Below are 12,875 nucleotides of genomic sequence, written 5' to 3' on the forward strand. Positions count from 1 at the left end.
CCCGCGCCCAGCGCGGGCTATGGGCCTCCACATAAAATAAGCCTCCAGCGCTTATATCTTCTGCACCAGTGGCTACAAAAAACATAGCAACCGGCCTGTTGCTCGCACTTGTCGGCTCGATTGCCTTCAGCGGCAAGGCCATCATCATCAAGCTGGCCTACCGCTACGGCGTGGACGCCGTCACCCTCATCATGTACCGCATGCTGTTTGCGCTGCCCATCTTCGCCGTCATGGCCTGGTGGTCCAGCCGGGGCAAGCCGCGCTTAAGCGCGCGCGACTGGTGGGGTGTGCTGGGCCTGGGTGTGACCGGCTACTACCTGGCCAGCTACCTGGACTTTGCCGGCCTGGGCTATATCAGCGCCTCGCTGGAGCGCTTGATCCTGTACACCAACCCCACGCTGGTGGTGCTGCTGGGCTGGCTGCTGTACCGCAAACCCATCACCCGGCTGCAGGTGCTGGGCATGGCCGTGTGTTACGGCGGCGTGGTGCTGGTGTTTGGCCACGAAATCAATCTGCAGGGCGCCAACGCAGGCCTGGGCGCCTTGCTGGTGTTTGGCAGCGCCATCAGCTACGCCATCTACCTGGTCTACAGCGGCCAGATGGTGCAGCGCGTGGGCTCGCTGCGCCTGGTCGGGCTGGCTACCACGGTGGCCTGCCTGTGCTGCCTGCTGCAGTTTGTGCTGTTGCGGCCCATGTCCGCCGCGCTGGTGGCACCCGAGGTGCTGTGGCTGTCGGTGCTGAACGCCACCGCCTGCACCGCCGCTCCGGTGCTGATGGTGATGATGGCCATCGAGCGCCTGGGCGCTGGTCTCGCCGCCCAGGTGGGTATGGTGGGGCCCATGTCCACTATTCTCATGGGCGTGTTCATCCTGGGCGAGCCCTTCACCGGTTGGGTGGCGGCCGGCACCGTGTTGGTAATGCTGGGGATCTATGTGTTTACCCGCAAGGCGGGCTGAACCGGTTGCAACGCAAAAAGGAGTGAATATGGACTTGGGAATCGCGGGCCGTTGGGCCTTGGTATGCGGGGCCAGCAAAGGCCTGGGTCTGGGCTGTGCGCAGGCGTTGGCACGCGAGGGGGTGAACGTGCTGATGGTGGCCCGCGGTGCACCGGCGCTGCAGGCGGCTGCTGCAGATTTGATAGCTTCTTGCGCAGGTAAATCAAGCGCTAGCGTGCTATTTTGTGCTGCAGATATCACCACGCCGGAAGGCCGGGCGGCGGTGTTCGCCATGCGCCAGGATTTCGACATCGTGGTCACCAATGCCGGCGGGCCGCCCACGGGCGACTTCCGCAACTGGGACCGCGAGGCCTGGATCAAGGCGGTGGACGCAAACATGCTGACCCCCATCGAACTCATCAAGACCACGGTGGACGGAATGGCGGCGCGTGGCTTTGGCCGCATCGTCAACATCACCAGCAGCGCGGTGAAGTCGCCCATCGATGTGCTGGGCCTGAGCAATGGTGCGCGCAGCGGTTTGACCGGATTTATCGCTGGCCTGGCGCGCAGCCCGCTTGCCGGGCAGGGTGTCACCATCAACAACCTGCTGCCGGGGGCGTTCGATACCGACCGCCTGCGCGGCAATATGCAGGGCGCGGCCGACAAGCTGGGGCAGAGCCTTGACGTGGTGGCCGACGCCCGGCGCAAGACCATTCCCGCCCAGCGATTCGGTACGCCCGAGGAGTTTGGCGCGATCTGCGCCTTCTTGTGCAGTGCGCAGGCCGGCTACATCACCGGCCAGAACGTGCTGGCCGATGGTGGCGCCTACCCCGGCACCTTCTAGCTTAGGCCGCGTTCTGCAGGGCTTCCAGGGCCTGGCTGATGTCATCCAGGCTAGCGCCTTCGGCAGGCTGCAGGCCGCCCAGGCTGGCAATGCCTTCGGCCTGTAAGCGGGCAATGGCTTGGCCTGCGTCCTTGGGCGCGTCGAAGCCGGCACTTTCCAGCAGCAGGCGACCGTGGGCATCGACCAGCTTGAAGTGGAATTTGCCGGTGGTTTCACGGTACTGCTTGAACACCGGCAGCGCCGCCTTGGCGGCCTTGGCCGATTTTTGCGTGGCCTGGGCGCGCAGATTGCGCAGGCCCACCGAATGGCGCAGCTGGGCGACGAAGGGCGTGGCGATCTTGCGGGCCTTCACGGCACCGGCCTGCAAGATGTCTTCCACCTCGCCGGGGTTGTCCATATAGCGCTGGTAGGCATCGCGCATGGGCGCGACTTCCTGGTCGATGCGCTCGAACAGTATTTGCTTGGCGTCGCCCCAGGCGATGCCGTCGGCATAGGCCTGGCGCAATGCGGCGGTCTCGGCCTCGCTGGCAAAGGCCTGGTAGATCTGGAACAGGGCTGAGCCTTCGGTGTCCTTGGCCTCGCCCGGCGCACGCGAGTCGGTCAGGATGCCGGCAATCAGCTTGCGCAGCTGGGCCTTGGGGGTGAACAGCGGAATGGTGTTGTCGTAGCTCTTGCTCATCTTGCGGCCATCCAGGCCGGGCAGGGTGGCAACGGATTCTTCGATCAGCGCCTCGGGCAGCACGAACTGCTCGCCGTAGGTGTGGTTGAAGCGTTGGGCGATGTCGCGCGCCATCTCGATGTGCTGCACCTGGTCGCGGCCTACCGGTACCTTGTGGGCGTTGAAGAGCACGATGTCGGCCGCCATCAGCACCGGGTACATGAACAGGCCTGCGCTGATGTCGGCGTCCGGGTCGGCCTGTGCTGCCAGGTTTTTGTCCACCGAGGCCTTGTAGGCATGGGCGCGGTTGAGCATGCCTTTGGCGCTCATGCAGGTGAGTATCCAGCTGAGTTCGGGGATTTCCGGGATATCGGACTGGCGGTAGAAGGACACGCGGTTCGGGTCCAGCCCTGCGGCCAGCCAGCTGGCGGCGATCTCCAGCGTGCTGCGCTGGATACGAGCCGGGTCGTCGATCTTGATCAGCGCGTGGTAGTCGGCCAGAAAGTAAAAGCTTTCCACACCCGGCGCCAGGCTGGCGCGTACCGAGGGGCGGATCGAGCCGACGTAATTACCCAGGTGGGGCGTGCCCGAGGTGGTGATGCCGGTGAGAACGCGAGAAGAAGTCATGGCGGGAGGAGTATCAATTGATGAGAAGGGCCAGGGGGCTCAGCATGAGGCCCAGCACGAAATCGGTGATGGCTTTGACGGGTGCCAGCCAGAAGGTGTCCAGAATGTGCGTGGTGATCAGCAACATCACGATGATGAAGCCCCAGGGCTCCACCCGCGATACGGCGACCGCCTGGCGGTAGGGCAGCAGGCCCACCAGAATACGGCCACCGTCCAGCGGCGGCAGCGGGAACAGGTTAAAGGCGAACATCACCACGTTCACGGTCAGACCGGCGCGGCACATCTGCAGAAAGAAGCGCTCGTTGATGTTGGCACCAATCAGTAGGTACAGCAGCACGCCCCACAGCAAGGCTTGTACAAAGTTGGCAGCCGGGCCGGCCAGGGCCACCCAGATCATGTCCTTTTTGGGGTTGCGCAGCTTGCCGAAGTTGACCGGCACCGGCTTGGCGTAGCCAAACAGAAAGGCGCCCGAGGTCAGGAAGTACAGCACCAGTGGCATGGCGATGGTGCCGATCGGGTCAATGTGCTTGAGCGGGTTCAGCGTGATGCGGCCCAGCCGGTAGGCGGTGTTGTCGCCATAGTGGTGGGCCACGTAGCCGTGGGCCGCCTCGTGCACGGTGATGGCAAACAGCACCGGCAGGGCGTAGATGAGGATGGTCTGTATCAGGTTGGCGATATCCACGGGGAGGGTCTCGGTGAAAGGTGGGTTTACAGGCCGATGGCAGACAAGTCGCCGCGGCCCTGGCGTACCAAGACTGGCTCACCGCCGTGACCCATCTCGGTCAAATCGATGACCGTGGTGGGCTCCAGGGGGCAGGCGCCGGCGTCGAGTACGGCGGCAATCTGGTGTTCGAACAAATCGCGTATGGCATGCGCGTCGTTCAGCGGATCGGTCTCGCCGGGCGGTATCAGTGTGGTGGCCAGCAGTGGCGCGCCATGCAGCTCCAGCAGGCTCTGCAAGGTCTTGTGCTCTGGCACGCGCAGGCCAATCGTCTTGCGCGACGGGTGGCTCAGGCGGCGTGGCACTTCCTTGCTGGCTTCCAGGATGAAGGTGTAGGGACCGGGCGTGGCGGCTTTCAGCAGGCGGTACTGCTTGTTGTCCACGCGGGCGTAGTTTGCCAGCTCGCTCAGGTCGCGGCACAACAGGGTCAGATGGTGCTTGTCGTCTACGCCACGGGTGCGGCGCAGCAGATCGGCAGCGGCCTTGTCGTCCAGATGGCAGACCAGGGCGTAGCTGGAGTCGGTGGGTACGGCCACCAGCTTGCCTTGTGCCAGCAGCGCAACTGTCTGCTTGAGTAGCCGGGGCTGAGGGTTGTCGGGGTGGATTTCAAAGTACTGGGCCATGGGGTGATTATCAGGATTCGGTGGGTTGTACCTGAATGCGGCGTTCTCGCACGGTCAGCCAGGCGCCGCCAGCGCCACAAATGGCGATCAACACAATGCCCAGCATCGCCCAGGTATCGGGCAGGTGTGAGAAGACCAGCCAGCTCGCCAGCATGGCGAAACCGATTTGACCGTACAGAAAGGGCGTCAGTGTGGCCGCTGGGGTGCGTGCGTAGGCAAGTATCAGCAGAAAGTGGCCGGCCGTACCCATCAGTCCCATCAGCAGCATTCCGCCCCAGAGTTGCCAATCATGCACCTGTACCCAGACAAACGGCAGGGGCAGGGATGCCAGCACGGTGCCAATCCAGCCGGTGTAGAAATGCATGGTGAATGGGTCTTCTGTCTTGGCCAGTCGGCTGGTCAACACCTGGAACCAGGCGTTGGCCGCCACCAGGCCCAGTGGCAGCAGGGTGGTCCACCTGAAGGCGTCACCACCGGGACGGATGATGATCAGCGTGCCCACGAAACCACCGGCGACCAGCAGCCAGCGTGTTGGAGATACGGCTTCCCCCAGCAGTGCTGCCACAAAGGTGATCACCAGCGGAGTGATCATCACGATGGCGGTGAACTCACCAACCGGCATGTAACGCAGGCTAAAAAAAGAGAACAAGCTTGTCGTCAGCAGCAGTACACCGCGCAGGCACTGGAATTTGGGATGGGCTGTTTTCAGCAGCGCCCAGCCCCGTACGGGCAGCATGGTGATGGTGGTGACCGAGGCCTGGAAGAAATAGCGAAACCACAGCGTCATTAGCAGAGGCACGCTGGCATTGGTCCATTTGGCCGTGGTATCGAGTGTGGCAAAGCACGCCACCGCAACGGTGACCAGCGCAATACCGGTCAACGCAGAGGCTGGACGGCTCACTGGATGCGGTCCGCGAGCAGGTCCCAGACGGGTGTCAAATTGCCGGACAAATAAGGCAGGGTGCCCAGGTCGGTATGGCTTTCGTCGGGGCTGTGGAAGTCGCTACCACGCGAAGCCGCCAGACCGAACTCTCGGGCTATATCGGCGTATTCCACATATTCGGCCACGGTGTGGCTGCCTGTGACGACTTCGACCGCCTGGCCGCCGTGGGCCTTGAATTCACTGAACAGCGCGTATTCTTCGTTGGCCGTGAATTTGTAGCGGCCAGGGTGGGCGATCACCGCCACGCCGCCGGTCTGGGTGATCCATTGCACTGCGTCTTTCAGTGCCGCCCAGCGGTGGGGTACGTAGCCAGGTTTGCCTTCGGTCAGGTAGCGGCGGAACACTTCGTAGGTATCGCTGCAGACGCCGGACTCCACCAGGAAGCGGGCGAAGTGGGTGCGCGAGATCAAGGCCGGGTTGCCGACGAATTTCAGTGCCCCTTCGTAGGCGCCGGGGATGCCTGCTGCCGCCAGGCTTGCTGCCATTTCCATAGCGCGTGGGCCACGGCCACCGCGCGTGGCGCCGAGTCCGTCTTGCATGATCGGGCTGTTAGCGTCAAACCCCAGTCCAACGATATGCACCGTTTCACCGGCAAAAGTGACCGAGATTTCAACCCCGGTCAGGTATTTCATGCCATGGGCCTTGGCAGCGGCGGCGGCCCGGGCCTGACCGCCGATTTCGTCGTGGTCAGTAAGCGCCCACAATTCCACGCCGTTGGCGCTGGCGCGTGCTGCCAACTGCTCCGGCGTCAGAGTACCGTCGGAAACCACGGAGTGGCAGTGGAGGTCAGCGTTGAGTATGGATGTCACGGTCTGATTTTAGGCCCTAGCGCTTCCCCTGGTCCGCACGGTGGCTATTGGGTGGGAATGCAGGCGGGCATAAAAAAACCCGCTGGGTAAGAGCGGGTTTCGGGGCAAAGAGCCAGGCTGGATTACTTCAGCTTGATTTCTTTGTATTCCACATGCTTGCGAGCCTTGGGATCAAACTTGCTGATCAACATTTTCTCGGGCATGGTTTTCTTGTTTTTGGTCGTGGTGTAGAAGTGACCAGTACCAGCTGTGGATTCCAGCTTGATTTTTTCGCGTCCGCCTTTGGTTGCCATGATTCAGCTCCTTATGCTTGGCCACGTGCGCGCAGATCGGCGAGCACAGAGTCGATACCGTTTTTGTCGATCAAACGCAAACCGGCATTGGAAATGCGCAGACGCACCCAACGGTTTTCGGTTTCGACCCAGAAGCGGCGGTATTGCAGGTTCGGCAGGAACCGACGTTTGGTTTTGTTGTTGGCGTGGGAGACGTTGTTCCCAACCATCGGGCCTTTGCCCGTTACTTCGCATACGCGTGCCATGAGGACACTCCAATTTTGTGCAGTGGTGTGCGTTCTAAGCTTGCCACTGCAATTAACGGCTAATCGCCGCACCTCGCCACCTGCTTGAAGTGGCGGTAAAAGTCATTTACCGGCGATATTGTTCCCATTAAAACTAATTAAAACGGGCGCGCCAAATCCAGTAAAGCCTATGATTATAGCGTCTTGATTTGAGTTTGTCTTCTGCGACTGTTTCAGTGCCCTTGCGCCTGTCGCGCGCGGCTCCTGGTGCTCTTCTGTGCCAGGACACCTCAGGGGCCGCAACAATCTACCAGGTAGGTGCCGGCAAACCACACCAGCACGCCGCAAAACACCACGGCCAAGGCGCATATGGCCAGCAGGCGGCCAAACCTTGGCTGAATTTCTTTGCGGGGAGGGGGTTGGTTCATGGCGCGGTCTTTCTAAGGCAATGTGCAAACCGTCTGCAAAATGCAAAAGCCCGCTATCTTTTGGACAGCGGGCTTTTAAATTCAACGTGGTGCCGGAGAGATGAATCGAACACCCGACCTTCTCATTACGAATGAGCTGCTCTACCGACTGAGCTACACCGGCACGTTAGCCTTGGATTATAGCTTGGAGAAGTAGCTATTAATGTGGGCCACCTCATTTTTTGATCCGAGGATCACGCTCACGCGTTCGTGCAGCTTCTCCGGCACGATGTCCAGGATGCGCTGGGTGCCGGTGCTGGCTGCGCCGCCGGCCTGTTCGATCAGCCAGCCCATGGGGTTGGCTTCGTACATCAGGCGCAGCTTGCCGGGCTTGTTGGGCTCGCGCTTGTCCCAGGGGTAGAGGAAGACACCACCGCGCGTCAGGATGCGGTGTACATCGGCCACCATACTGGCGATCCAGCGCATATTGAAGTCCTTGCCACGCGGGCCTTCGCTGCCTTGCAGGCAGTCTTCCACATAGCGCTTCACCGGCGTGTCCCAGTGGCGCATATTGCTCATATTGATGGCAAATTCCTTGGTGTCTGGCGGAATCTGCACGTTCTCCTGCGTCAGCACAAAGGAGCCCTGCTCGCGGTCCAGCGTGAACATGGCGACTCCGTCGCCTACGGTCAGCACCAGGGTGGTTTGCGGGCCGTAGACGCAGTAGCCGGCAGCAACCTGGTGGTGGCCGGCCTGCAGAAAGTCTTTTTCACCCACGGCGGCATCGCCATCGGGTTTTTTGAGCACGCTGAAAATGGTGCCGATGCTGACGTTCACGTCGATGTTGCTAGAGCCGTCCAGGGGATCGAACAGCAGCAGGTATTCGCCCTGCGGATAGCGGTTCGGCACGGCGTAAATGCTTTCCATCTCTTCGGATGCCATGGCCGCCAGGTGGCCGCCCCATTCATTGGCTTCGATCAGCACTTCATTGGCGATGATGTCCAGCTTTTTCTGGATTTCGCCCTGCACGTTTTCAGACTCGGCGGTACCCAGCACGCCACCCAGCGCGCCCTTGTTGACGGCATGGCTGATGCTCTTGCATGAGCGGGCCACCACTTCCAGCAGCAGGCGCAGCTGGGCCGGAATCAGGCCGTCCACGCGTTGCTGCTCTACCAGGTAGCGGGTGAGGGATATATTTTTGGACATGGGTTTCCTTGTTTAGTCGGCCAGTGCGCGCGTAACTACTTCGCGCACGTCGTTGCTGAGGTCGGCTTTGGCGGCCACGCGGGCCAGGGCTTCGCGGGCGGCACTGCGATAGGGTTCGGTCAGGTTCTTCCAGCGGTCCAGGGCGCGCGCCAGTCGGGCGGCGACCTGGGGGTTGATGCCGTCCAGTTCGATCACGCGCTCGCTCCAGAACACATAGCCTGCAGCGTCGCGGCGGTGGAAGGCGCCGGGGTTGGCGCTGCAGAAGCTGAACACCAGGCTGCGCGCCCGGTTCGGGTTGCGCAGGCTGAAGTCGGGGTGCTTCAGCAGTTGGCGCACGGCAGGCAGGATGTTGCCATTGCGGTCGGTGGCGCCGGCCTGCAGGGCAAACCATTTGTCCAACACCAGGGCCTCGTCCTTGAACAGGGCGTGGAAACGCTGCAACGCCGGGGCGGCCAGGGCGTTGCCACTGGACACCAGGGCGCTGAGGGCGTTGAAGCGGTCGGTCATATTGCCCGCATCCTTGAAGCGCTGGTAGGCCTTACCCGGCCATATCGTGTCACCGTTGGTCAAGGCGGCTAGGCACAGATGGGTCAACGCCATGCCGGCCAGGGCCCGGCGTCCACTGGACAGCGGGTCGGGGCGGTAGGCGCCGGTATCGCCGTAGGTCTCGTAGGCCCAGGCCCAGTCGTCTGCCAGGGCGTGGGCCAGCTGGCTACGCATGGCTTCGCGCACGGCGTGGATGCGCTGCGGGTCCACCACGTCCAGCTGTTCAGCCAGATAGGTTTCGGACGGCAGGGTCAGCACCAGTTCCTTGAAGGCCGCATCCAGCGCGGGATGGCGCAGTACGCTGCGCATGGCTTCAATATAGGCATCGTTTAGCGGTTTGGCGCAGGTAATATCTGCGTCGCTAGCTATCAATGCAATAGCAGAGCGAACCGCCAGGCGCTGGCCGGCTTCCCAGCGGTTGAAGGCGTCCGTGTCATGCGCCAGCAGGGTCAGCAGCTGCGCATCGGTGTAGTCGAAGGCAAGTGTCACCGGTGCCGAGAAGCCGCGCAGGATGCTGGGCACGGGCTCTGCGGCCAGGTTAACGAAGGTCAGGGTTTCCGTCGCCTCGTGCATCACGAAGGTGTAGGGCTCGGCCAGCGTGCTGCCGTCGGCGGTTTGCAGGGCCAGCGCGCTGCCGTCCTGTGCCAGCAGGCCTAGGCCGATGGGTATCACAAACGGCTCTTTCTGTGCTTGACCGGGCGTGGGGGCGCAGCTTTGCGCGAGGGTCAGCGTATAGCTCTGCGCGGCTGCGTCGTAGACGCCGGTGGCTTGCACGCGGGGCGTTCCGGCCTGGCTGTACCAGCGCTTGAACTGGGGCAGCAGGCGCGCCAGATCGGACTGAGGGTTCGCGTCGGCAATCGCCTGGGCGAAGTCGTCGCAGGTCACGGCCTGGCCGTCGAAGCGCTCGAAATACAGCGTCATGCCCTTGGCAAAACCATCGCGCCCAGAGGTTTGAGTCGCCGCAGAGGCAGCGAGGGTCTGCATCATGCGTACCACTTCCGCACCTTTTTCGTAGATGGTGACGGTGTAGAAGTTGTTGATCTCGATGTAGCTGTCGGGCCGCACCGGGTGCGCCATCGGGCCAGCATCTTCGGGGAACTGGGCAGTGCGCAGCACACGCACGTCTTCGATGCGCTTGACGGCCTTGGCCGAGGGGTCGCGGCACAGGTCCAGGCTGAACTCCTGGTCGCGGAAGACGGTCAGGCCTTCTTTCAGGCTGAGCTGGAACCAGTCGCGGCAGGTGACGCGGTTGCCGCTCCAGTTGTGGAAGTACTCGTGGCCCACCACCGATTCGATATTCGCGTAGTCGGTGTCGGTGGCCGTGGCCTGGTTGGCCAGCACGAACTTGGTGTTGAAGATGTTCAGGCCCTTGTTTTCCATGGCGCCCATGTTGAAGTCGCTGGTGGCGACAATCATGAAGCGCTCCAGGTCCAGCGGCAGGCCGAAGCGGGCTTCGTCCCAGGCGATCGATGCCATCAGCGAATGCATGGCGTGCTCGGTCTTGTCCAGATCGCCGGGGCGCACAAACACCTGCAGCAGATGCTCTTTGCCATTGCGCGCGGTAATGCTTTGCTCGCGGCTGACCAACTGGCCGGCCACCAGGGCGAACAGGTAGCTGGGCTTGCGGAACGGGTCCACCCACTTGGCGAAGTGGCGACCATCGTCCAGTGGGCCGTGGTCCACCAGGTTGCCATTGCTCAGCAGCACCGGGTACTTGGCCTTGTCGGCGCGCAGCGTCACGGTGTAGCTGGCCATCACGTCCGGGCGGTCCAGGAAGTAGGTGATGCGGCGGAAGCCCTCGGCCTCGCACTGGGTGAAGAAGGTGTCGTTGCTGACGAACAGTCCCATCAGCTTGGTGTTCTTGATGGGCGCGCAGGTGGTGAAGATTTCCAGATCAAAAGCGCCTTCGTCGGCACTCGGCAGGCTGCCCAGCACCAACTGGTTGCCCTCGATCTTGAAGGATGCGCCCTGGCCGTTGACCAGCACGCGCGCCAGGTTCAGCTCTTCGCCGTCCAGGCGCAGCGCCTGCGCGGGCACATCGGGGTTGCGGCGCATGCGCATCTTGTTGAGCACGCGGGTTTTGGCCGGGTCCAGGTCGAAGCAGAGCTCGACCGTGTCGATCCAGAAAGCCGGTGCGGTGTAGTCTGCCCGGTGGATGGCTGTCGCCTGTCCTTCACGATACATGGAGGTTCCCCAGAAAATTCGATTGCAAGAGTTCGTCGTAGTTGCGCACGCAGGTGATCACGTGCGGCCCGGCCAGTTCGTCGGGCGTATTGGTGCTGCAGATGCCGACGGCACGCATGCCGGCGCGGCGTGCAGCTTCTATGCCAAAGGGCGCATCTTCGAACACGATACAGTGTTCCGGCGCAATGCCTATGCGCTCAGCTGCTGCTAAAAAGATAGCGGGTGTGGGCTTGCCGGTCAGGCCCTCGTCGCCGCGCGCGATGGCGTCGGGCGGTGGGTTCATCTTCAGATGGCCGAGGGCGAATTCCACGTTGTGGATGTCGCCTGCCGTGCCCACGCCCACCTTCAGGCCACGCGTGCGGGTGGCGGCGTAGAAGGCGCTGAAGCCGGCCACTTCCTTGAAGATGGGGCCGAAGATGTCGCGGTACAACTGCTCTTTCTCGTGCACCAGCTCCCAGGCTTGGGGCTCGTCCATATCCGGCTGGTCCAGCAGCAGACGCACGCATTCCAGGCCGGTGCGGCCGGTGGTGCGGCGCATGATTTCGTCGATCTCCATGTCCACACCGTGCTTCTGGGCAAAGTCCAGCCAGGTGGAAGTGTGGTGCGGCATGGAGTCGATCATGGTGCCGTCCATGTCGAAGATGATGGCCTTGGTGGGCTGCGCGAAAAGAGCTTGCATTAAACGCCTTGTTTCAAAGAGGCTTCGATGAAGATGTCCAGGTCGCCGTCCAGCACCTTCTGGGTCGCCGAGACTTCGACGTTGGTGCGCAGGTCCTTGATACGGCTGTTGTCCAGCACGTAGCTGCGGATCTGGTGGCCCCAGCCCACATCGGTCTTGGTGTCTTCCAGCTTTTGCTGCGCCTCTTGCTGCTTGCGCAGCTCGAAGTCGTACAGGCGCGAGCGCAGGCGCTTCCAGGCCACGTCGCGGTTGCTGTGCTGGCTGCGGCCATCCTGGCACTGCACCACGATGCCGGTGGGGATGTGCGTCAAACGCACGGCCGAATCGGTCTTGTTGATGTGCTGGCCGCCGGCGCCGGATGCGCGGAAGGTGTCGGTGCGCACGTCGCTGGGGTTGATCTCGATCTCGATTGAGTCGTCGATCTCGGGGTAGACGAAGACGCTGGCAAAGCTGGTGTGGCGGCCGCCAGACGAGTCGAACGGGCTCTTGCGCACCAGGCGGTGCACGCCGGTCTCGGTGCGCAGCAGGCCGAAGGCGTATTCACCCTCGATCTTGATGGTCGCGCCCTTGATGCCGGCGGTGTCGCCGTCGGTCAGGTCTTCCACGGTGGCGGTAAAGCCTTTGCGTTCGGCGTAGCGCAGGTACTGGCGCAGCAGCATGCTGGCCCAGTCGCAGGCTTCGGTACCGCCGGCGCCGGCCTGGATGTCCAGGAAGCAGGGCAGGGGGTCGGCCGGTTGGTTGAACATGCGGCGGAATTCCAGCGCTTCGACCTCCGTGGCCAAGCCCGCGGTCTCGGTTTCGATGGTGAGCAGGCCGTCTTCGTCGCCTTCTTCCTTGGACATCTCGAACAGCTCGGTGTTGTCGGCCAGCTCACGGGTGAGCTTTTCCAGCGCCAGCACCACGCCGTCGAGCAGTTTCTTCTCTTTGCCCAGTTCCTGGGCCTTCTTTGGGTCGTTCCAGACGCTGGGGTCTTCTAGCGATGCATTGACGGTGCGCAGGCGCTCGGCTTTGGCATCGACGTCAAAGATACCTCCGTAAATCTTCGGTACGCACGCTTAGGCTGCTGAGTTGGTTGCCAATGGTGTTGATGCGTTCTGCTTCCATGAGAGTCTTCCTAGAGTGCACTTGCCGGCTCCGCGAGCTGGAAAGTAGGGTGAGCCGGTGGCTGAACCCATT

Annotated in this window: 14 protein-coding genes and 1 tRNA gene; 2 read left to right on the top strand and 13 right to left on the bottom strand. The window is 62.4% G+C overall.

Going from position 1 to position 12,875, the window contains the following annotated elements:
* The first annotated feature begins 53 nt into the window (after positions 1 to 53).
* Positions 54 to 956 (top strand): DMT family transporter, encoded by a 903-nt coding sequence (locus tag AC07O2_RS08385; RefSeq protein WP_495075484.1) that lies wholly within the window; start codon positions 54 to 56, stop codon positions 954 to 956.
* 28 nt (positions 957 to 984) lie between these two features.
* On the top strand, positions 985 to 1,779 hold the full coding sequence (locus AC07O2_RS08390; protein WP_495075284.1) for an SDR family oxidoreductase: 795 nt from the start codon (positions 985 to 987) through the stop codon (positions 1,777 to 1,779).
* A 1-nt stretch (position 1,780) separates the two neighbouring features.
* Here the strand turns inward: AC07O2_RS08390 and AC07O2_RS08395 are convergent, their stop codons facing one another.
* The 13 genes from AC07O2_RS08395 to prfB form a co-directional block, all read right to left on the bottom strand.
* Positions 1,781 to 3,064 carry a tryptophan--tRNA ligase gene (locus AC07O2_RS08395; protein ID WP_495075285.1) on the bottom strand — a complete coding sequence of 428 codons (1,284 nt, stop codon included), beginning with the start codon at positions 3,062 to 3,064 and terminating at the stop codon, positions 1,781 to 1,783.
* A gap of 13 nt (positions 3,065 to 3,077) precedes the next feature.
* Positions 3,078 to 3,746, bottom strand: coding sequence for a site-2 protease family protein (locus tag AC07O2_RS08400; RefSeq protein ID WP_495075286.1), 669 nt, complete (start codon positions 3,744 to 3,746; stop codon positions 3,078 to 3,080).
* 26 nt (positions 3,747 to 3,772) lie between these two features.
* Entirely contained in the window at positions 3,773 to 4,408 is a 636-nt protein-coding gene (locus AC07O2_RS08405) for an L-threonylcarbamoyladenylate synthase (RefSeq protein WP_495075287.1), read from the bottom strand.
* Positions 4,409 to 4,418: 10 nt separating this feature from the next.
* Complete coding sequence (locus AC07O2_RS08410) at positions 4,419 to 5,309, bottom strand: DMT family transporter (protein WP_495075288.1); 891 nt, start codon at positions 5,307 to 5,309, stop codon at positions 4,419 to 4,421.
* Positions 5,306 to 6,160, bottom strand: coding sequence for a 3',5'-nucleoside bisphosphate phosphatase (locus AC07O2_RS08415; RefSeq protein ID WP_495075289.1), 855 nt, complete (start codon positions 6,158 to 6,160; stop codon positions 5,306 to 5,308). The genes AC07O2_RS08410 and AC07O2_RS08415 overlap by 4 nt, the downstream gene beginning before the upstream one ends.
* Before the next feature lie 122 nt (positions 6,161 to 6,282).
* A complete protein-coding gene (gene rpmG, locus AC07O2_RS08420; RefSeq protein ID WP_495075290.1) occupies positions 6,283 to 6,453 on the bottom strand; it encodes a 50S ribosomal protein L33 in 171 nt (56 codons plus the stop codon).
* Positions 6,454 to 6,464: 11 nt separating this feature from the next.
* Positions 6,465 to 6,698 (bottom strand): 50S ribosomal protein L28, encoded by a 234-nt coding sequence (gene rpmB / locus AC07O2_RS08425; RefSeq protein WP_272548698.1) that lies wholly within the window; start codon positions 6,696 to 6,698, stop codon positions 6,465 to 6,467.
* A gap of 269 nt (positions 6,699 to 6,967) precedes the next feature.
* A complete protein-coding gene (locus AC07O2_RS08430; protein WP_495075291.1) occupies positions 6,968 to 7,105 on the bottom strand; it encodes a hypothetical protein in 138 nt (45 codons plus the stop codon).
* Positions 7,106 to 7,192: 87 nt separating this feature from the next.
* Positions 7,193 to 7,268, bottom strand: a tRNA-Thr gene (locus AC07O2_RS08435).
* A 14-nt stretch (positions 7,269 to 7,282) separates the two neighbouring features.
* On the bottom strand, positions 7,283 to 8,290 hold the full coding sequence (locus AC07O2_RS08440; RefSeq protein ID WP_495075292.1) for a class 1 fructose-bisphosphatase: 1,008 nt from the start codon (positions 8,288 to 8,290) through the stop codon (positions 7,283 to 7,285).
* Positions 8,291 to 8,302: 12 nt separating this feature from the next.
* A complete protein-coding gene (gene pepN, locus AC07O2_RS08445) occupies positions 8,303 to 11,020 on the bottom strand; it encodes an aminopeptidase N (protein WP_495075293.1) in 2,718 nt (905 codons plus the stop codon).
* On the bottom strand, positions 11,010 to 11,699 hold the full coding sequence (locus AC07O2_RS08450) for an HAD family hydrolase (protein ID WP_495075294.1): 690 nt from the start codon (positions 11,697 to 11,699) through the stop codon (positions 11,010 to 11,012). The genes pepN and AC07O2_RS08450 overlap by 11 nt, the downstream gene beginning before the upstream one ends.
* Positions 11,699 to 12,803 (bottom strand): peptide chain release factor 2 gene (prfB, locus tag AC07O2_RS08455; RefSeq protein ID WP_116605790.1). Its coding sequence is split into 2 segments (ribosomal slippage): positions 11,699 to 12,721 and positions 12,723 to 12,803, totalling 1,104 coding nucleotides; the frame shifts between segments, so codons are not numbered across the junction. Before prfB ends, AC07O2_RS08450 begins: the two co-directional genes overlap by 1 nt.
* Between the last annotated feature and the right edge of the window lie 72 nt (positions 12,804 to 12,875).

The organism is Rhodoferax sp. GW821-FHT10B06 (assembly GCF_059415605.1).